This window comes from Kitasatospora sp. NPDC057500, from assembly GCF_042802195.1.
Lineage (GTDB): Bacteria > Actinomycetota > Actinomycetes > Streptomycetales > Streptomycetaceae > Kitasatospora.
The window spans coordinates 7,687-29,627 of the sequence record NZ_JBHVER010000093.1 but is presented as its reverse complement, the minus strand read 5'-3'; the positions used below and the strand labels follow the sequence as shown (position 1 = coordinate 29,627).

General features: G+C 74.1%; 5 protein-coding genes. 4 read left to right on the top strand and 1 reads right to left on the bottom strand.

Features of this window, described 5'->3' with window-relative positions; genetic code table 11:
- The 4 genes from ACFU74_RS20625 to ACFU74_RS20610 all read left to right on the top strand — a co-directional run.
- On the top strand, positions 1 to 12,351 hold a 12,351-nt coding region (locus ACFU74_RS20625; protein ID WP_380758694.1), incomplete at its 5' end, for an SDR family NAD(P)-dependent oxidoreductase.
- Positions 12,312 to 16,808, top strand: a complete 4,497-nt coding sequence (locus tag ACFU74_RS20620; RefSeq protein WP_380758692.1) for an SDR family NAD(P)-dependent oxidoreductase — start codon at positions 12,312 to 12,314, stop codon at positions 16,806 to 16,808. The genes ACFU74_RS20625 and ACFU74_RS20620, both read left to right, overlap by 40 nt.
- Positions 16,805 to 19,057, top strand: a complete 2,253-nt coding sequence (locus ACFU74_RS20615) for a cytochrome P450 (protein WP_380758690.1) — start codon at positions 16,805 to 16,807, stop codon at positions 19,055 to 19,057. Before ACFU74_RS20620 ends, ACFU74_RS20615 begins: the two co-directional genes overlap by 4 nt.
- Positions 19,057 to 20,220, top strand: a complete 1,164-nt coding sequence (locus ACFU74_RS20610) for a macrolide family glycosyltransferase (protein ID WP_380758687.1) — start codon at positions 19,057 to 19,059, stop codon at positions 20,218 to 20,220. The genes ACFU74_RS20615 and ACFU74_RS20610 overlap by 1 nt, the downstream gene beginning before the upstream one ends.
- On the opposite strand, the gene ACFU74_RS20605 is transcribed toward ACFU74_RS20610, so the two are convergent.
- Positions 20,179 to 21,804 (bottom strand): trypsin-like serine protease, encoded by a 1,626-nt coding sequence (locus ACFU74_RS20605; RefSeq protein ID WP_380758685.1) that lies wholly within the window; start codon positions 21,802 to 21,804, stop codon positions 20,179 to 20,181. The genes ACFU74_RS20610 and ACFU74_RS20605 overlap by 42 nt on opposite strands.
- Between the last annotated feature and the right edge of the window lie 137 nt (positions 21,805 to 21,941).

The window sequence follows — 21,941 nt, the reverse complement described above, 5'->3', positions numbered from 1 at the left end:
CGGGTGTCGTACCTGCTGGGGCTGGAGGGTCCGGCGGTGTCGGTGGACACGGCGTGCTCGTCGTCGCTGGTGGCGATCCACCTGGCGGCGCAGGCCCTGCGGGCGGGGGAGTGTTCGCTGGCGTTGGCCGGCGGTGTGACGGTGATGGCGACGCCGGCGGGGTTCGTCGAGTTCTCCCGGCAGCGGGGGCTTGCGGCCGACGGGCGGGTGAAGGCGTTCGCCGAGGCGGCCGACGGCACCAGTTGGGGCGAGGGCGCGGGGCTGGTGCTGCTGGAGCGGTTGTCGGACGCGCGGCGCAACGGCCACCGGGTGCTGGCGGTGGTGCGGGGCTCGGCGGTGAACCAGGACGGCGCGTCGAACGGGCTCGCGGCGCCGAACGGTCCGTCCCAGGAACGCGTCATCCGCCAGGCGTTGGCGAATGCCGGACTGTCGGCGGCGGACGTGGACGCGGCGGAGGCCCACGGCACCGGCACCACCCTCGGCGACCCCATCGAGGCCCAGGCACTCCTGGCGACCTACGGTCAGGGGCGGGACGAGCCGTTGTGGCTGGGGTCGGTGAAGTCGAACATCGGGCACACGCAGGCGGCGGCCGGTGTGGCGGGTGTGATCAAGATGGTGATGGCGATGCGGCACGGTGAGCTGCCGCGGACCCTCCACGTGGACGCGCCGACCTCGCACGTCGACTGGTCGGCGGGCCAGGTCTCACTGCTGACCGAGGCCCGGCCGTGGCCGGAGACGGGGCGTCCCCGCCGTGCCGGGGTGTCGGCGTTCGGCATCAGCGGCACCAACGCGCATGTGGTGATCGAGGCGGCTGCCGAGGAGCCGGTCGAGGTTTCGGCGGGGTCTGCGGCCGGGGTGGTGCCGTGGGTCCTGTCGGGGAAGTCGGATGTGGCGTTGCGGGAGCAGGCGCGTCGGCTGGGGGCGTTCCTGGCCGGGCATCCGGGGGTTGGCGCGGTTGCGGTGGGTCGGGCGTTGGCGGGGCGGTCGCGTTTCGATCACCGTGCGGTGCTGAGCGGTGCGGAGGCGTTGGAGGCACTGGCGGAGGGCCGGTCGGTGCCGGGTCTGGTGACCGGGGCGGCGCGTCCGGTGGGTCGGTCGGTGTTCGTGTTTCCGGGGCAGGGTGCGCAGTGGGTGGGGATGGGTGGGGAGTTGTACGCGTCGGAGCCGGTGTTCCGGGGGGTGGTCGATGCGTGTGGGGCGGCGTTGGCGCCGTTCACCGACTGGTCGTTGGTGGAGGTGCTGAGCGGTGGTGGGTCGTTGGAGCGGGTGGATGTGGTGCAGCCTGCCCTGTTCGCGGTGATGGTGGGGCTGGCGGAGCTGTGGCGTGTGCACGGTGTGGTGCCCGATGCGGTCGTGGGGCATTCGCAGGGGGAGATCGCGGCGGCGTACGTGGCGGGGGCGTTGTCGTTGGAGGACGCCGCCAGGGTGGTCGCGCTGCGCAGCAGGGCGCTGGCGGTGCTGGCCGACCAGGGCGGGATGGTGTCGGTCGGCCTCGGGCATGAGCGGGCCTCCGCGTTCGTGGCCCGCTGGGACGGTCGGCTGACGGTGGCGGTGGTCAACTCGGCGGCCAGCGTGGTGGTCTCGGGTGATCTGGACGCACTCGACGAACTGCTGGCGGACTGTGCGGCCGACGGCGTCCGCGCCCGCCGCCTGCCCGTCGACTACGCCGCCCACTCCGCCCAGGTCGAGGCGATCCGCGAGCAACTGCTCACCGACCTCGCCGACATCACGCCGCACCCGGCGGTGATCCCGTTCTACTCAACAGTGACCGGCGAGGAGGTCGACACCTCCGCCCTCGACGCCGGCTACTGGTACCGCAACCTCCGCGAACCGGTGCTGTTCGACCGGACCACCCGTGCGCTGCTCGACCACGGCCACACCGTCTTCGTCGAGATCAGCCCGCACCCGGTCCTGGTCCCCGCCGTCGAGGAGACCGGCCACCACCACGGCTCCGACCTCCTCGTCACCGGCACGCTCCGGCGCGACCAGGACGACTTCCTCACCTCGCTCGGGCGCCTGCACGTCCATGGTGTCCCGGTCGACTGGCGGTTCCCGGACGACACCGAGCCCGTCAGCCTGCCGACGTACGCCTTCCAGCGCCAGTCGTACTGGCTGCGGCCCGTCCCGGCGGCGCCGGGCGACCACCCCCTGCTCGGCACGTTCGTGGAACTGCCCGACGGCGCGGTGCTCAGCGGCCGGATCTCGCTCGCCACCCACCCGTGGCTGGCCGACCACACCGTGCGGGGCTCCGTCCTCCTGCCCGGCACGGCGTTCGCGGAGATGGCGGCCTACGCGGCCGGCCGGATCGGCCACGCGGTCGAGGAACTGGTGCTCGAAACGCCGCTCGTCCTCGGCGACACCCCGGTGCACCTCCAGGTCGTCGTGGGCCCCGAGGAGGACGGCCGCAACCCGCTCGCGGTGTACTCGCGCGACGGCGACGAGTGGGTGCGGCACGCCACCGGGACCCTGGGTGAGGAGCCGGTGCTGAGCGCCTGGGACTGGCCGTCGGCCGGTGAGCCCCTCGACGTCGACGGGCTCTACGACTCGCTGGCCGTGCTCGGCTACGAGTACGGGCCGGCGTTCCAGGGCGTCACGGCGGCCCGGCGGGTCGGCGACACCGTCTACGCCGAGGTGGAGCTTCCCGCCGAGGAACCGTTCGCCCTGCACCCCGCGCTGCTCGACGCCGCACTCCACCCCATGGCGTGCCTCACCGACCGCACCGGCCTGCCGTTCGCGTTCACCGGAGTGGCGATCCGGCCCGCGGCCCGCGGGACGCTGCGCGTACGCCTGTCCGCCACCGGCCCGGACACGTACACCGTGGCCGTGGCCGAGCCGGACGGCACCCCGGTCGCGGTCATCACGTCGCTGACCGTCCGGGACGCCACCGCCGTCCCGGACAGCCTGTACGCACTCGACTGGGTCCCCTTCGAGCCGGCATCGACGGGCGGCGACCCCGTGGACCTGGTCGTCCACGAGGTGCCCGGGCCGGACCCCGAGACGGACACCGTCGAGGCGGCGTACGAGAGCGCGCAGAGCGTACTCGCCGTGATCCGGGACCACTTGGCGGGCGAGCGGACGCGGCTGGCGGTCGTCACCCGCAACGCCGTCGCGGCCGCGCCCGGTGACGTGGTCGGCCTCCACCACTCGATGGTCTGGGGCCTGGTCCGCGGCGCGCGGGCCGAGCACCCCGACCGGTTCGTCCTGGTCGACGCCGACGCGACCTGGGACCCCGCGCTGATCGCCGGCACGGACGAGCCGGAACTGGCAGTACGCCGGGGGGCGCTGCACGTCCCCCGGCTGGTCCGCGTCGGCGCGGGGCTCACCCCGCCGGACGGCACCTGGCGGCTGGAGGACACGGGCACCGGCAGCATCGACGACCTGGCGCTGGTGCCCCGCCCGGAGCTCATGGAACCGCTGGGGCCCGGGCGGGTCCGGATCGCCGTGCGGGCGGCCGGACTCAACTTCCGGGACGTGCTGATCGCCCTCGGCGTCTACCCCGGCGAGGCCCTGATGGGCGGCGAAGGCGCGGGCGTCGTCCTCGAAGCCGGGCCGGACACCCGGTTCCGGCCCGGCGACCGCGTCATGGGCCTGGTCCCCGGCGCCTTCGGCCCGGTCACCGTCGCCGACCAGCGGCTGCTGGTCCCGGTGCCCGACGAATGGTCCTTCGCCAGGGCCGCGTCAGTGCCCGTGGCGTTCCTGACCGCCTGGTACGGCCTGCGGGACCTGGGCGGGCTGAAGGCCGGTGACCGGGTGCTGATCCACGCCGGCACCGGTGGCGTCGGCATGGCCGCGATCCAACTGGCCCGGCGGCTCGGGGCGGAGGTGTTCGCCACCGCCGGCCCGGCCAAGTGGCACGTCCTGGGCGCCCAGGGACTGGACGAGGACCACATCGCCTCCTCGCGCACCCTGGAGTTCGAGCAGAAGTTCCCGCCCATGGACGTGGTGCTGAATTCGCTGTCCGGTGAGTTCCTGGACGCCTCCCTGCGGCTGCTCGCGCCCGGCGGGCGGTTCGTGGAGATGGGCAAGACCGACATCCGCGACGCGGCCGACCATCCCGGCATCGTCTACCGGGCGTTCGACATCGCCGACGCGGGGCCGGAACGGCTCGGCGAGATCCTGGCCGCCGTCGTACGGGCCCTCACGGACGGCGGGTTCGCACCGCTGCCGCTGGACGTGCGCGAGGTCCGGGACGCGGTCGACGTGTTCCGGTTCATGAGCCGGGCCGCTCACATCGGGAAGATCGTTCTCACTGTTCCTGCGGATCTCGATGCGGCGGGGACGGTGCTGATCACTGGTGGTACGGGGATGCTGGGGGGTCGGGTGGCCCGGCATCTGGTGGTCGAGCGGGGTGTGCGGCATCTGTTGCTGGTCAGCCGCGGTGGGGGCGGGGCGGCGTTGTGCGAGGAGCTGGCCGGGCTGGGCGCGTCGGTGACGGTGGCGGCGTGCGACGTGGCCGACCGGGAGGCGCTGGCGGCCGTACTGGACGCGGTCCCGGCCGAGCATCCGCTGACCGTGGTCGTCCACGCGGCCGGTGTGCTCGACGACGCCGTGGTCGAGTCGCTGACCTCCGAACGCCTCCGGCACGTCGCCGACCCGAAGGCGCGGGCGGCGTGGAACCTGCACGAACTCACCCGGGGGCTGGACCTGACGGCTTTCGTCCTCTTCTCCTCGGCGGCCGGGACGCTCGGCAGCCCCGGGCAGGCCAACTACGCCGCGGCCAACACCTTCCTCGACGCCCTCGCCGTGCACCGGCGCGCCCTCGGGCTGCCGGCGACCTCGCTGGCCTGGGGCTACTGGGCCGAATCGAGCGGCATGACCGGGCACCTGACCGGTGCCGACCAGGGCCGGCTGATGCGAGCCGGGGTCGTGCCGCTGGCCACCGACCACGCCCTGTCGCTGTTCGACGCGGCGCTGGCCACGGGCCGGGCCGCGCTGGTGCCGGTACGCCTCGACCTGTCCGTGCTGGCGGGCGCCCCGGCGGCCCCGGCGGCCCTCAAGGGCCTCGTCTCCCGCAAGGCGGCCCGGCGGCCGGCGCGGCACGGCGCGATCGCCGACCGCCTGCGGTCGCTGCCGGAGGCCGAACGGCTGCGAGCCGCACTCGACCTGGTCACCGCCAACACCGCCGCCGTGCTCGGTCACCCCGAACCGGGGGCCGGATGGGACCGGCAGCCGTTCAAGGACCTCGGCTTCGATTCCCTGACCTCCGTCGAGCTGCGCAACCGGCTCAACACCGCCACCGGCCTGCGCCTGCCCGCCACCGTCACCTTCGACCACCCCACCCCGCGGCAACTCGCCGAGCACCTGCTGAGCGGGATCCTCGGTGGGGGTGTGGCGTCGGTGGTGCCGGTGGGGGTTGCGGTGTCGGCGGATCCGGTGGTGATCGTGGGGATGGGTTGCCGGCTGCCGGGTGGGGTGGGGTCGCCGGAGGAGCTGTGGGGTGTGGTGTCGGGCGGGGTGGATGCGATCGGGGGGTTCCCGGGTGACCGGGGGTGGGACGTCGAGGGGTTGTTCCATCCGGATGCGGATCACCCGGGGACGTCGTACACGCGGTCGGGTGGTTTTCTCGTGGATGCGGCGGGGTTCGATGCCGACTTCTTCGGGATCTCGCCGCGTGAGGCGTTGGCGATGGATCCGCAGCAGCGGGTGCTGCTGGAGACGGCGTGGGAGACGTTCGAGGACGCGGGGATCGATCCGACGTCGTTGCGGGGCAGTCGGACGGGCGTGTTCACCGGCATCTGGGCCTCCGGCTACGGCGGCCAGGCCCGCGCCGACGCCGAGGGCTACCTCGGTACGGGCGCCGCGACCAGCGTGACCTCCGGCCGGATCGCCTACCTGCTGGGGCTGGAGGGCGCGGCGGTCTCGCTGGACACCGCCTGCTCGTCCTCGCTGGTGGCGATCCACCTGGCGGCGCAGGCGCTGCGCTCGGGAGAGTGCTCGCTGGCGTTGGCCGGCGGGGTGACCGTGATGGCGACGCCGCTGGGATTCACAGAGTTCTCGCGCCAGCGCGGCCTGGCCCCCGACGGCCGGGTGAAGGCGTTCGCCGAGGCGGCCGATGGTACGGCGTGGGGCGAGGGCGCGGGGCTGGTGCTGTTGGAGCGGTTGTCGGACGCGCGGCGCAACGGTCACCGGGTGCTGGCGGTGGTGCGGGGTTCGGCGGTGAACCAGGACGGCACCTCCAACGGCCTCGGGGCGCCCAACGGCCCCTCCCAGGAACGGGTGATCCGCCAGGCACTGGCGAACGCGGGACTGTCGGCGGCGGACGTGGACGCGGTGGAGGCACACGGCACGGGGACGACGCTCGGCGATCCCATCGAGGCCCAGGCGCTGCTGGCGACGTACGGCCGGGACCGGGCGGAGCCGTTGTGGCTGGGGTCGGTGAAGTCGAACATCGGGCACACCCAGGCGGCGGCCGGTGTGGCGGGCGTGATCAAGATGGTGATGGCGATGCGGCACGGGCAGTTGCCGCCGACGCTGCACGTTGATGCACCGACCTCGCACGTCGACTGGGAGTCCGGAAACATCCGGCTGCTCACCGAGGCCCGGCCCTGGCCCGACAACGGCCACCTGCGTCGCGCGGGCATCTCGGCGTTCGGCATCAGCGGTACCAACGCGCACGTGGTGATCGAGGCGGCTGCCGAGGAGCCGGTCGAGGTTTCGGCGGGGTCGGCGGGCGGGGTGGTGCCGTGGGTGCTCTCGGCCAGGTCCGAGGCGGCGTTGCGGGAGCAGGCGCGTCGGCTGGGCGCCTTCGTCGCCGGGCATCCCGAGGTGGGCGCGGCGGCGGTCGGGGGTGCTCTGGCCGCGCGCACCGCGTTCGAGCACCGGGCCGTGGTGGCGGGGGCTGCCGGGGCGTTGGAGGCACTGGCGGAGGGCCGGTCGGCGCCGGGTCTGGTGACCGGGGCGGTCCGTCCGGTGGGTCGGTCGGTGTTCGTGTTTCCGGGGCAGGGTGCGCAGTGGGTGGGGATGGGTGGGGAGTTGTACGCGTCGGAGCCGGTGTTCCGGGAGGTGGTCGATGCGTGTGGGGCGGCGTTGGCGCCGTTCACCGACTGGTCGTTGGTGGAGGTGCTGACCGGTGGTGGGTCGCTGGAGCGGGTGGATGTGGTGCAGCCTGCCCTGTTCGCGGTGATGGTGGGGCTGGCCGAACTGTGGCGTGCGCATGGTGTGGTGCCCGATGCGGTCGTGGGGCATTCGCAGGGGGAGATCGCGGCGGCGTACGTGGCGGGGGCGCTGTCGTTGGAGGACGCCGCCAGGGTGGTCGCGCTGCGCAGCAGGGCCCTGGTCGCCCTGGCCGGACACGGCGGCATGGTCTCCATCGGGCTCGGGCACGAGCAGGCCGTCGACCTCGTGGCCCGCTGGGACGGCCGGCTGACGGTGGCGGTGGTCAACGCCCCCGGTTCGGTCGTCGTGTCGGGCGATCCGGAGGCGCTGGACGAACTGCTGGCGGCCTGTGCGGCCGCCGGCGTCCGCGCCCGCCGCCTGCCCGTCGACTACGCCGCCCACTCCGCCCAGGTCGAGGCGATCCGCGAGCAACTGCTCACCGACCTCGCCGACATCACGCCGCACCCGGCGGTGATCCCGTTCTACTCAACGGTGACCGGTGAGCCGGTCGACACCTCCGCCCTCGACGCCGGGTACTGGTACCGCAACCTCCGCGAACCGGTGCTGTTCGACCGGACCACCCGTGCGCTGCTCGACCACGGCCACACCGTTTTCGTCGAGATCAGCCCGCACCCGGTGCTCACGCCTGCGCTGGAGGAGCACGAGGCGGGCGTGGTGACCGGGACACTGCGCCGCGACCACGGCACCCCGGCCGAGTTCCTGGCCGCCGCGGCGCGGCTGTTCGTCGCGGGTGTGCCGGTGCGGTGGCCCTCCCCAGGAGGTGAGCCGGTGGCGCTGCCCACCTACCCCTTCCAGCGGACGCGGTTCTGGCTCGCCGGAGGCGCGGGAGACGTGTCCGCGGCCGGGCTCGACCCGGTGGACCACCCGCTGCTCGGCGCCGCCGTCGAGGTGGGCGGGCAGCGCGTCCTGACGGGTCGGCTCTCCCTCGCCACCCACCCCTGGCTCGCGGACCACTCCGTCCTGGGGACGGTGCTGCTGCCCGCGACGGCGTTCGTGGAACTGGTGGTGCACGCGGCCGGGGCGGCAGTGGAGGAACTGGTCCTGGAGGCGCCGCTGACGGTGCCCGCGGACGGCGCGGTGGACGTGCAGGTCGTCGTGGGCGAGCCGGACGGGACCGGCCGACGCGCGGTCGACGTCCGCTCCCGCACGGACGGTTGGGTGCGCCACGCCACCGCCACGGTGAGCGGCGAACCCGTGGTCGGGCAGGAGCTGACGCAATGGCCGCCGGTCGGCGCGGAACCGGTCACCGGGCTCTACGACACGCTCGCCGCGGCGGGCTACGAGTACGGGCCGGCCTTCCAGGCCGTGCAGGCGGTGTGGCGCCGCGGCAATGAGGTGTTCGCCGAGGTCACCGTGCCGGACGCGGCCCGGTTCTCCGTCCATCCGGCCCTGCTGGACGCCGCCCTGCAACCGCTGGCGCTGCTGTCGGGCACGGAAGGCGAGGTGCGGCTGCCGTTCTCGCTGGGCGGGATCGCGGTCCACCGCACCGGCGTGACCTCCGCGCGCGTGCGGCTGACGGTGGTGCGTCCCGGCACGTACGCCGTCCACCTGGCGGACCGGTCCGGCGGGCCCGTGGCGACCGTCGAGGAGCTGACCACCCGTCCGATGGCTGAACGCGGCCCGCTGTACGCCCTCGACTGGATTCCGCTGCCCCCCGGCGAAGGCGCGCTCGGCGACGCCGTCGTCTCGCCCGGATCGGTCGCCGAGGCGCTGACGGCCGTCCAGGACTTCCTGGCCGGGCCCGGCGAACGGCTCGTGGTGCGCACGCGGGGCGCGGTCGCCGTCGTCCCCGGTGACGGGGTGCGCGACCCGGAAGCCTCGGCCGTGTGGGGCCTGGTCCGGTCCGCGCAGTCCGAGCACCCCGGCCGGTTCGTGCTCGTGGACGCCGACGAGTTGCCCGAGGGCCTGTCGGTCGGCGACGAGGACCAGGTGGCGGTGCGCCGGGGGGACGTCCACGTCCCCCGGCTCGTGCGCTCCGCACCGGAGGCGTTCGACGGACGGCTGACACAGGCGGGCACGGGAAGCCTGGACGACCTCGCCTTCCTGCCGTACGAGCAGGCCCCGCCCGGGCCCCGGGAGGTGCGGGTCGCCGTGCGGGCGGCCGGCCTGAACCTCCGGGACGTGCTGATCGCCCTCGGCGTCTACCCGGACCCGGCGCTGCTCGGCAGCGAGGGCGCGGGCGTCGTCACCGAGGTCGGTGCCGAGGTCACCGGGCTGCGGCCGGGCGACCGGGTCGCCGGGCTGCTGCCCGGCGCGTTCGGCCGGGTGGCCGTCGCCGACCACAGGGCGCTGGTGCGCATCCCCGAGGAGTGGACGTTCGCCCAGGCCGCCGCCGTGCCGGTCGCGTTCATGACCGCCTGGTACGGCCTGCGCGACCTGGGCGGGCTGAAGGCCGGTGACCGGGTGCTGATCCACGCCGGGGCGGGCGGCGTCGGCATGGCGGCGGTCCAGCTCGCGCGGCTCTGGGGCGCGGACGTCCACGCGACCGCCGGCCCGGGCAAGTGGGACGCGCTGCGCGCCCTGGGGCTGGACGACGACCACATCGCCTCGTCCCGGACCCTGGAGTTCGCCGACCGGTTCCCCTCCTTCGACGTGGTGCTGAACTCGCTGTCCGGTGAGTTCCTGGACGCCTCCCTGCGGCTGCTCGCACCCGGCGGGCGGTTCGTGGAGATGGGCAAGGCCGACGTCCGGCCCGGCGTGCTGGCCTTCGACCTGGCCGATGCGGGACCGGAGCGGCTGGGGGAGATCCTGGCCGAGGCCGTCCGGCTGCTCGGCGCAGGCGAGTTGCGGCTGCCACCACTCACCACCTGGGACGTCCGCCGCGCCCGGGACGCCTTCCGGTTCATGAGCCGGGCCGCTCACATCGGGAAGATCGTTCTCACTGTTCCTGCGGATCTCGATGCGGCGGGGACGGTGCTGATCACGGGTGGTACGGGGATGCTGGGGGGTCGGGTGGCCCGGCATCTGGTGGTCGAGCGGGGTGTTCGGCATCTGTTGCTGGTCAGCCGCGGTGGGGGCGGGGCGGCGTTGTGCGAGGAGCTGGCCGGGCTGGGCGCGTCGGTGACGGTGGCGGCGTGCGACGTGGCCGACCGGGAGGCGCTGGCGGCCGTACTGGACGCGGTCCCGGCCGAGCATCCGCTGACCGCGGTCGTCCACGCGGCCGGTGTGCTCGACGACGCCGTGGTCGAGTCGCTGACCCCCGAGCGTCTCGCCGCGGTTTGGGAGCCCAAGGCGCGGGCGGCGTGGAACCTGCACGAACTCACCCGGGGGCTGGACCTGACGGCGTTCGTCCTCTTCTCCTCGGCGGCCGGGACGCTCGGCAGCCCGGGGCAGGCCAACTACGCCGCGGCCAACGCCTACCTCGACGGCCTGGCCGCGTACCGGCGTGCCCAGGGCCTGCCGGGGGTGTCGCTGGCCTGGGGCCGGTGGGCCGAGGCCGGCGGGCTGACCGGGCGGATGACCGAGGCCGACGGTGAACGCCTCACCCGCGCGGGGCTGCTGCCGATGGCGACCGACTACGGACTCGGGCTGTTCGACGCGGCCCTGGACACCGCGGAACCGGCGGTGGTCGCGGCCAAGCTCAAGGTGTCCGCACTGGGCGACCGTCCGGTGCTGCGCGCGCTGGCACGCGCCCGCAAACCGGCACGGACCACCGGGCTGGCGGGTGAGCTGGGACCGCTCCCCGAGGCCCGGCAACGCGAGATTCTGCTCGACCTGGTCAGCACCCACGCCTCGGCCGTGCTGGGCCGCAGCGACGGGATCGGTGGCGACCTGGCCTTCAAGGACCTGGGCTTCGACTCGCTGACCGGCGTGGAGTTGCGGAACCGGCTGTCCACGGCGGTCGGGACCCGGCTGTCGGCGACGATGATCTTCGACCACCCGACCCCGGCCCGGCTGGCCGAATACCTGCGCGAGGTGGTCCTCGGCGAGGAGCGCCGGACGGTCGCGCCCGTGCCGGTGGGGGTTGCGGTGTCGGGTGATCCGGTGGTGGTCGTGGGGCTGGGGGCCCGGTATCCGGGCGGGGTGGGGTCGCCGGAGGAGTTGTGGGGTGTGGTGTCGGGCGGGGTGGATGCGGTGGGGGAGTTCCCGTCGGACCGCGGGTGGGACGTGGGTCGTCTCTACGATCCGGCGGGTGGGCCGGGGAGGTCGTACACGCGGGTGGGCGGATTCCTGGCGGACGCGGCCGGCTTCGATGCCGGGTTCTTCGGGATCTCGCCGCGTGAGGCGTTGGCGATGGATCCGCAGCAGCGGGTGTTGCTGGAGACGGTGTGGGAGACGTTCGAGGATGCGGGGATCGATCCGACGTCGTTGCGGGGCAGCCGGACGGGCGTCTTCACCGGTATCTGGGCATCCGGCTACGCGGGCGGAGTGGACCGGATCTCGCGCGACGCCGACGGCTACGTGGCCACCGGCACGGCGACGAGTGTGACCTCCGGGCGGGTGTCGTACCTGCTGGGGCTGGAGGGTCCGGCGGTGTCGGTGGACACGGCGTGCTCGTCGTCGCTGGTGGCGATCCACCTGGCGGCGCAGGCCCTTCGGGCGGGGGAGTGCTCCCTCGCCCTGGCCGGCGGTGTGACCGTCATGGCGACACCCGCCGCCTTCATCGACTTCTCGCGGCAGCGCGGCCTGGCCCCCGACGGCAGGGTGAAGGCGTTCGCCGAGGCTGCCGACGGTACGGCGTGGGGCGAGGGCGCGGGGCTGGTGCTGCTGGAGCGGCTGTCGGACGCGCGGCGCAACGGCCACCGGGTGCTGGCGGTCGTCCGGGGCTCTGCGGTCAATCAGGACGGGGCGTCCAATGGGCTGACGGCGCCCAACGGCCCCTCCCAGGAACGCGTCATACTCCAGGCGCTGGCGAACGCGGGGTTGGAGCCGTCCGAGGTGGACGCGGTGGAGGCGCACGGTACGGGGACGACGCTCGGCGATCCCGTCGAGGCGCAGGCGCTGTTGGCGACGTACGGCCGGGACCGGGTGGAGCCGTTGTGGCTGGGGTCGGTGAAGTCGAACATCGGCCACACCCAGGCGGCGGCCGGCGTCGCGGGCCTGATCAAGATGGTGCTGGCGATGCGGCACGGTGAGCTGCCGCGGACCCTCCACGTGGACGCGCCGACCTCGCACGTCGACTGGTCGGCGGGCCAGGTCTCACTGCTGACCGGGCCCGGCCGTGGCCGGAGACGGGGCGTCCCCGCCGTGCCGGGGTGTCGGCGTTCGGCATCAGCGGTACCAACGGGCACGTGATCCTGGAGGCACCGGCCCCGGATCCGGCCGAGGAGACGTCGTCCGAGGTCCCTGCCACTCCCGCGCCCGTGCCCGCAGTCGTCGTGCCGGTGCCGTGGCTGCTGTCGGCCAAGTCCGAGCAGGCGCTCCGGGCCCAGGCCCGCAGGTTGCGGGTGTACGCGGCCGAGGAGGCTCCCGACCCGGAGGGAATCGGCGCCGCGCTCGCCGCGCGGACCCGGTTCGCCCACCGGGCCGTGGTGACCGGACCGGAGGCACTGGCGGCCCTGGTGCGCGGGGAGGCGCACCCCGGGCTGGTGACCGGTGAGGCCCGCGACTCGGGCCGGTCGGCGTTCGTGTTCTCCGGTCAGGGTGGTCAGTGGGCGGGGATGGGGCGGGGCCTGTACCGGGTGTTCCCGGTGTTCGCGCGGGTGTTGGACGAGGTCTGCGAACTCCTCGGTCTGCCGGTGGAGGTGCTGTTCGAGGACGGGGAGGGGGTGCTGGGGCAGACGGAGTTCACGCAGGGTGCGGTGTTCGCGTTGGAGGTGGCGCTGTTCCGGTTGGTGGAGTGGCTGGGGGTGCGGCCGGACTTCGTGGTGGGGCATTCGGTGGGTGAGGTGGCGGCGGCCCATGTGGCGGGGGTGCTGGGTCTGGAGGACGCGTGTGCGCTGGTGGGTGCGCGGGGCCGGCTGATGCAGGCGTTGCCCGCGGGTGGGGCGATGGTGTCGCTCCAGGCGTCGGTGGAGGAGGTGGCGGCGTCGCTGGTGCCGGGTGTGGAGGTGGCGGCGGTCAACGCGCCGGACGCGGTGGTGGTGTCGGGCGACGGGGCGGCGGTCGAGGCGGTGGCCGGGGTGTGGCGGGGTCGTGGGCGCCGGGTGCGGCGGCTGGAGGTGAGTCATGCGTTCCATTCGGCGCGGATGGATCCGGTGCTGGAGGAGTTGGGCCGGGTGGCGGAGGGTCTGTCGTTCGGCACGCCGGTGATCCCGGTGGTCTCGACGGTGGTGGGGCGTCCGGTGGAGATGGGGGAGGCGGGGTACTGGGTGCGGCAGGTGCGGGAGCCGGTGAGGTTCGCGGACGCGGTGGAGTGGTTGGCGGGCCAGGGCGTCTCGGGGCTCGTGGAGGTGGGTCCGCATCCGCTGTTGGTGGGCAGCGGGCTGATGCGCCGTGGTGGTGATTCCCCGGAGCGGCTGTTCGCGGGGCTCGGGCGGCTGTGGGCGGACGGGGCCGTCGGCTGGGAGCCGCCCGCGACCACGACGACGGTGCGCGTGCCCTCGTACGCCTTCCAGCACCAGCGCTACTGGCTCCACCCCACCACCCCGTCGGAGGGCCTCGACACGCCGGACCACCCGCTGCTGCGGTCCTTGGTGAAGCTCCCCGACGGGCAGGGCGTGGTGCTGACCGGGAACCTCTCCGCGTCCGTCCACCCGTGGCTGGCCGAGCACACCGTGCTCGGTTCGACGCTGCTGCCCGCCATGGCGTTCGTGGACATGGCCGTCCACGCCGGCGGGCACACGGACAGCACCGTGCTGTCCGAGCTGGTCCTGGAGGCGCCGCTCGCGCTGTCCGGGCACGACGGTGTGCACGTGCAGGTCACCGTCGGCGCGCCCGACGACTCCGGCCGCCGGCCCGTCACCGTCCACTCCCGCACCTCCGCCGAGCCCGACGAGTGGACCCGCCACGCGACCGGTGTGCTCGCTCCCCAGCCGGCGTCCGGGGCCGGGCCGACGGCTGTGCCCGGGCAGGACGACGGCGGGGCCGCGCCGGTCGACATCGGCTCGCTCTACGACCGGCTGGCCGAGGCCGGCTACGACTACGGGCCGACCTTCCAGGGGCTCACCGGCCTCCGGTGGCACGGCGAGGACCTGCACGCCGAGGTGAGCTTCCCGGCGGACCCCGCACAGCTCACCGGCTACCGCGTCCACCCCGCGCTGCTGGACGCCGCCATACAGCCGCTGACCCTGCTCGCCGGCTGCGCGGCCGGGGACGGTGGCACCGGCGGCAGCCCGGCGCGGATGCCCTTCTCGTTCTCCGGTGTGTCGGTCACCGGGTCGGCCGCGACGGTCCGCGTCGTGCTGCACCCGACCGGGCCGGACACCTGCGCGGTGCGGATCACCGACACCGTCGGGATGCCGGTCGTGAGCATCGACGAGATCGTCCTGCGGCCCGTCGAAGCGGCGGTCCACGGGGCCGGGCGCCGGCCGAGCACGCTGTTCGCCGTTGACTGGACCCCGATGGCGATACCGGACGGCCCGGACACCGCGACGGGCACCGAGACGGTCCTCCACGAGGCCGTCGGCGAGGGCGAACCGGTCGCGGCCGCCCATGCGGTGACCCGGGAACTGCTCGGCACGGTACGGGAGTTCCTGGCCACCGACACGCCGGCCCGGCTCGTGGTCCTCACCGGCGACGACCTGGCCTCGGCCGCCGCCCGCGGCTTCCTGCGCAGTGCGCACAGCGAGAACCCCGGGCGGATCCTGACCGTCCGGCACGACGGCACGGCCGCCTCACGACGGGCGGTCCCCGCCGCGGTGCGCGCCGCCGTGAGCGACGGCGAGCCCGAGGTCCGGCTGCGCGACGGAACCGCCCTCGTGCCGAGGCTCGTGAGGGCCGCTCCGGCCGCCCCGGCCGGGTTCCTGGACGGCGTGCCCCTGGACGGCACCGTGCTGATCACCGGCGGCACCGGCACCCTCGGCGTCCTGGTCGCCCGGCACCTGGTCGCGCGGTACGGCGCCCCGCACGTGGTGCTCGCCGGCCGCCGCGGCGTCGAGCCGTCCGGGCTGCGGCAGGAGCTGGGCGCCGCCCTCACCGTGGTCGCCTGCGACGCCGGTGACCGCGGGGCACTGAGGGACCTCGTCGCCTCGATCCCCGACCTGCGGGCCGTCGTGCACGCCGCCGGGGTCGTCGACGACGCCGTGGTGGGATCGATGACACCGGAGCAGATCGACACGGTGCTGCGCTCGAAGGCCGATGCCGCGTGGCACCTGCACGAGGCCACCGAGCACCTGGACCTGCGGGCGTTCGTGCTGTTCTCCTCGGCGTCAGGGGTGTTCGGCGCCCCCGGGCAGGCCAACTACGCCGCCGCGAACGCGTTCCTCGACGCGCTCGCCGAGCACCGGCACGCGCGCGGTCTGCCGGCCACCTCCCTGGCCTGGGGCCAGTGGGCCGAGTCCAGCGGCATCACCGGGAACCTTTCCGCGGCCGACCGCCGCCGGCTGGCGAGGACCGGGATGCTGCCGCTGGCCACCGAGCAGGCCCTCGACCTGTTCGACACCGCCCTGGCCGGCGAACACCCGGCGCTGGTGCCGGTCCGCCTCGACCTCGCGGCGATCGGAACCCCGCCCGCGCTGCTGCGCGGACTCGCCCGGCCGCGGCGCGCGCCGGCCCCGGCCGCCGGCCCCGGCGACCTGCGGGCCGGGCTCGACGCCCTGGCCGAGCCCGAGCAGCGCGCCCTGCTGCTCGACCTGGTCGTCACGCACAGCGCGAGCATCCTCGGGATGGCCCCGGGCGGGATCGACGACCCGCGTCAGCTGTTCCGCGACCACGGCGTCGACTCGCTGACCGCCATCGAGCTGCGCAACCGGCTCAACGCGGCCACCGGGCTCCGGCTCCCGGCGACCCTCGTCTTCGACTTCCCGACGCCCGAACAGCTCGTCAACCACCTCTACGGGCAGCTGTGCTCGCCGGAGAACCGGGTCGCCGGGCCGATGGAGCGCCTGCTGCGCAAGGCGGTCGACGTCGGCCGCGCGCAGGACGGCCTCGACCTGCTGGCCACGGCGTCCCGGTTGAGCCCGGCCACCGACGCGCCCAAGGCCGAGGCGGTCGCCCTCGCGGCCGGCTTCCTCCAGCCGGCGCTGGTCTGCCTGCCGTCGGCGCTGGCGTCCAGCGGTATCGAGGAGTACGGGCGGTTCGCCGCGGCGCTGGAGGCCGCCCGCGACGTCACGGCGGTCACCCTGCCGGGCTTCGCCGGCGACCCGCTGCCCGCGGACGCCGGCGTCCTGGTCGAGGCACTCGCCGAGGCCGCGTCGGCCGTCGCCGCGCCGGTGCTGGTCGGCCGCTCGGTGGGTGCGTGGCTGGCGCTGGCGACCGCCGGGGAACTGGAACGGCGGGGGGCCCGGCCCAGCGCCGTGGTGCTCATCGACGGCTACCCCGACGACCTGCCGGGTGTGCTCACCGGCATGCTCGACGCCGGCCACCAGGTCCGGCCGGTCGACGACGAGCGGCTGGTGGCCATGGGCCGCTACCTCGACCTGGCCGGCGCCCCGGAGCCCGTCACCGCGCCGGTGCTGCTGGTGGGCACCGGGAAGCGCGCGTGGCCCCGGCTGTCCACCACCGCCCAGGAGGTGCTCACCGTCCCGGGCGACCACTTCACCGTACTGGAGGAGCACTCCGCGGCCACCGCGCTGGCCATCAGCACATGGCTCCTCGACTTCAGCGGTTACGGGGCCGGGCTGTCCGCACTCAGGGGAAAGGACTACGCATGATCTGGGACAACGTCTACATCGGCGGAACGGGGCGGTACCTGCCGCCCCGCACGCCCGCGACGCAGGCCGTGCCGGACACCGAGACCATGCGGCGGCTGCTCGCGCTGTCGGACTTCGTGTCGTTCACCCGCTCCGACGACGTCACCGAGCACGCGATGGCCGTGCACGCGGCGATCGCAGCCCTGCGCGAGTCCGGCCTCAGCGGCGCCGACATCTCCATGGCCGCCTACGCCCAGATGGACCACCAGGACCACATGGCGTCCTCCTGCCACCTGCAGCGCGTCCTCGGCCTCGGCCACGCCCTCGTCTACGAGGTCGAGGCGACCAGCAACGGCGGCTCGGCCGCGCTGCAGTCCGCCGCCGCGCACCTGGTGGCCGACCCGGCCGCGACCGCGACCCTGGTCACGGCCACCGCCCGGTTCCTGCCGCCGCGGTGGGAGCGCTGGCAGCCCACCATCGGGATCTTCCTGGCCGACGGTGCGGTCGCGGCCGTGCTCAACCGCGAGGGCGGCCGGGCGCGGCTGGTCGCGACCGCCAACAGCTCCGCGACCCAGATGGAGGTCCTCGCCACCCCGACGATCCCGGACCCCGAGGGGCACCGCAACCGTACGCCGATCGAAGTCACCGGCCTGGCCCCGTATCTGACGCTGATGAGCGGGGCACTGGTCACCGCGGTCGAACAGGCCGCCAAGGAGGCCGGCGTCGGCGTCGGAGACATCACCAGGTTCGTCGTCACCGGTCTGGGCCTGGCCCAACTGGAGGTCGTCGTGCTGGAGCCGCTCGGCATCGACCTGGGCCGCACCACCTGGCCGATGCTGCGCGAGCTCGGCCACGTCGGGCCGTGCGACCAACTGCTCGGCATGGACCACCTGCTGCACGACGAGACCCTCAAACCCGGCGACACCATCATGTCGATCGGCCTCGGCATGGGCTCGCGGTTCACCGCGTCCCTGCTGGAGGTCACCGAGCGGCCCAAGCCCCGTACGGCCACCGTCTTCACCGAGCCGGTGCGCGCGCAGGCCCCGCCCGCCGACGCGTACGTCATCGACCCCTCGGGCGGCGACATCTTCGGCGAGGCCGCCGCCTTGCGCGAGCGCGGCCCGGCCACGCCCGTCGAACTGCCCGGCGGCGTGTCGGCCTGGGCCGTCACGGGGCACGACCTGACGAAGAAGCTGCTGCTCGACCCGCAGGTCTCCAAGGACGCGAACAAGCACTGGCCCATGTGGCGCGACGGCGACATCCCGCCGGACTGGCCGCTGATCATGTGGGTCGCGATGCAGAACATGTTCACCGCCCACGGCGCCGACCACACCAGGCTGCGCAGCCTGGTGGCCAAGGCGTTCACCCCGCGGCGCATCGAAGCGATGCGGCCGCGCGTCGAGGAGATCACGGCCGGCCTGATCGCCGACCTGGCCGCGGTGCCGCCGGGGCGGACGGTCGACCTGCGCGCACGCTTCGCGTTCCCGCTGCCGATCCGCGTCATCACCGGACTGTTCGGGGTCACCGCGCAGACGGGGGCGGACCTGCGTCGGCTGGTGGAAGCGGTGTTCAGCCTCGACGCGGACCCGGCGGGCGTGCAGGCCGCCTCCGGCGAGCTGTACCTGCTGCTCAAGGAACTCGTGGCCGCCAAACGGCGCGACCCCGGCGACGACATGACCAGCGACCTGATCGCCGCGCAGGAGGCGGACGGCACACGGCTGTCCGAGCGGGAGCTCCTGGACACCCTGCTGCTGACCATCTCCGCCGGCTTCGAGACGACGGTCAACCTGCTCGACCACGCCGTCCACGCCCTGGCCACGCACCCGTCCCAGCTCGCCCTGGTCCGCTCCGGGACCAGCACGTGGGAGGACGTGGTGGACGAGACCCTGCGCTGGCAGGCGCCGGTGCCGAACCTGCCGCTGCGGTACGCGGTGGAGGACATCTCCGCGGAGGGCGTGCAGATCCGCAAGGGCGAGGCGATCCTGCTGTCCTACGGCGCGGCCGGCCGGGACCCGGCGCGGCACGGGGCCGATGCGGAGGACTTCTCCGTCACCCGGTCCTCGCGGGCCGACCACCTCACCTTCGGGCACGGCGTGCACTACTGCCTCGGCAGCCCGCTGGCGAAGCTGGAGGCGACGACGGCGCTGTCCGCGCTGTTCTCCCGGTTCCCCCGGCTGCGGCTGGCCGTCCCGTCGTCCGAACTCGAACCGCTGGGTTCCTTCTTCACCAACGGGCACAAGACTCTGCCGGTCGTCCTGGAGGAGGGCTGATGGCCCACTTCGCCTTCGTGAGCGCGCCCGCGTCCGGGCACGTGAACCCGACCCTGCCGCTGGTCGAGGAGCTGGTCCGGCGCGGTCACCGGGTCGGCTACGCCACGGGACCGGCCACCATGGACGCCGCCGTCGCCGCCGGTGCGTCGCCGGTGCCCCTGCCCTCGCGGCTGCCGCCCGGCATGGCGGCGCGGGGCGGGTTCACGGCGGAACAGCTCGCCGTGACGATGGAGCACTACCTCGACGACGCGCGTGCCTGCTTCCCCGTCCTGGCCGCGCACTTCTCGGCCGACCCGCCGGACGCGGTGTGCTACGACTCGGTGACCTTCACCGGGAGGATGCTGGCGAACCTGCTCCGGGTGCGGGAGATCTCCCTGGTGCCGACCTTCGCGGAGAACGAGTCCTTCTCGGCGGCACAGGTGTACCTGCCGGCCGACTTCGACCGCACCGACCCCCGGTTGGTGGCCGCGGTCCAGGACATGGGGAGGTTCGCGCAGGGCCACGCCTTCCTCGACGAGCCGAACCTGATGCTCGGCCACGTGGCCCCGACGAGCCTGGTGTTCATCCCCCGGGAGTTCCAGCTGTCGGGGGACACCTTCGACGAGCGGTTCCACTTCGTCGGGCCGTCGTTGAGCAGCCGGCAGACCGCCGAGGAGTGGAGCCCCCGGTCGCGGGCCCCGGTGCTGCTGGTATCGCTGGGAACCGTCTTCAACGACCGGCCCGAGTTCTACCGGACCTGCATCGAGGCGTTCGGTGGCGGCGAGTGGCAGGTCGTCATGGCGGTGGGCGGGCTGGACCAGGAGTCGCTGGGCCCGATCCCGGCGAACGTCGAGGTGCACGCGCACGTGCCGCAGGTGGCGGTGCTGCGACACGCCGAGGTGTTCCTGAGCCACGCCGGGATGAACTCGGCGATGGAGTCCCTCTACCACGGGGTGCCCTTCGTGGCGGTGCCGCAGATCCCGGAACAGCGGGCGATCGCCCGGCGGGCGGAGGAACTGCAGGTCGGCAGGACGCTCGCCGAGCCGACCGTGCAGGCCCTCCGCGACGCCGTCCGGGACGTCCGCTCCTGCCGCCCCTCGGCGGCGGCCCTGAGCCGGATCGTGCGCGGGGCGGGCGGTGCGTCAAAGGGCGCGGACGTCCTGGAGAAGCTGCTGACGGGGTAGCCGCCGGACTCCGTCTGGTTCAACGGTCCAGCGAGGTCCTGCTGCGGCACCGGTCAGCGCACAGCCCGGGCGGGTCAGCTTCAACCGGGAGCCGGTGGTGAGGCAGGCGGCGATCCGATGGACCTGCTGGCCGTAGCTGCGGCCCTGCACCGCGGTCACGGATCCGTCCCGGCCGACCTCGCAGGGGTTGTTGTCGGTGCACTGCTCGCCGTCGCGGTTGTGGGTGTTGTTGATGCCCACGACGGTCTCCCCGTCGGACGCCAGCAGTGCACTGCCGGAGTGGCCGGGCCTGCTGACGCAGCTGTCACTGGTGGCGTAGCGCACCGCGTGGTCCTGTTGGTAGCCGTCCTCCCGCAGGTGCGGCACCACGGCCTCCACCGTGCACGACGGACGGTTGGAGTTGTAGGCCATGGACAGCCGGTCACCCCTGCGCATCGGGGTGGTGGACAACCGGAAGACCTTCGCGCCCTCCCCGGCCAACTGTGCGTAGGTCTTGTCCAGCCGGTACAGCGCGATGTCGGTGCCCGACATCGTCGCGTACACCAGCCGGGTCGCGCGGGCGGTGGTCCGGGTGTAGCCGGCGGAGTCGTTGATGGTGACCGGGCCCGTCAGGTCGGCGGGCCGGTCCACCAGCGCCGTCCCCGGCGCGGGCCGACCGCTCGGCACGCAGTGGCCGTTGGTCAGCACCAGCGCCGGGTCATGGGGGCGCGCGGTGGGGGGACGCACCACGGACCCCAGGCAGTTGCCCACCTGGGCCGCGCCCTCCACGTTCGGGACCGGGTCGAACGGCGGCACGTCGGTTCCGGTCACGATGCCGTTGATCCAGGCGGAGTTCTTCGCGACATCGGTGTACAGACCGGGATAGTTGGCGCCCTTGTTGCCGGCACCGACGACCGTTCCCGCCAGCACCCACTCGTTGCCCGCGCGAACCAGGGCAGGCCCTCCGGAGTCCGTCGTCCCCGGCCCGACAGGAGGATCGAGGCGGCCGACGCACATGGGCGAAGTGGCGTCGACGTCGTCCCAGCACTCCTGGAGCGGCACGACCTCGGTGTCGGCTTCGCGCAGCCTGCTGGAGAAGCACGTGGGGTCGTCGAAGTCCTCGCAGGCATCCGAGGCCGGGCCCCAGCCGAGGATGCGGACGGGTGTCCCCACGGCGGGCGTGGTCTCCGACAGCCGTACGGGCTCGGCCCGCACCGGGTTGCGCAGGTGCAGCAGCGCGATGTCCTCGCCCGGGGGGTCGTACTTGGCTGTACGCCGGTAGAACTCGTCGACCTCGGTGACTTCGCCGCCGTCGGTGACGTCCAGCGACCCGACGCGGACCTTCCAGCCGCGGGGAACGCCCGCCTTCGAGCCCGTCGGGGTGTTGGCGCAGTGCCCTGCGGTCACCGCCCACTGCGGAGCGATGAGCACGGCCCCGCACCGGTGTCCGTCCGGGCGGGGAGCGTCGTACTGGAGCGAGACCATGAACGAATACGGCCGGGTGGACTCGGTACCCCCGACGATGGCCTGCGCCGGTAAGGCGGTGACCAGGCCCGTGATCGCCACGGCCCCCGTCGTCAGGACGGCGGCCGTCCTTCGGCTCATCCACTTGCGCATGTGTGACTCCCGTTCGTCCGCCGCCCGGCACGAGGCCGGGCGGGCATGTACGGAGGAACAGCACCGGGCCGTTCCGCATGGCCACGATCTTGAACGCAGGGAGTATCCGGTGGACCTCACCCGTG

Excerpts from the sequence above, each read along its gene's own strand:
- ACFU74_RS20615 (WP_380758690.1), top strand. The coding sequence starts at position 16,805 with ATGATCTGGGACAACGTCTACATCGGCGGAACGGGGCGGTACCTGCCG.
- ACFU74_RS20610 (WP_380758687.1), top strand. The coding sequence starts at position 19,057 with ATGGCCCACTTCGCCTTCGTGAGCGCGCCCGCGTCCGGGCACGTGAAC.
- ACFU74_RS20605 (WP_380758685.1), bottom strand. The coding sequence starts at position 21,804 with ATGAGCCGAAGGACGGCCGCCGTCCTGACGACGGGGGCCGTGGCGATC.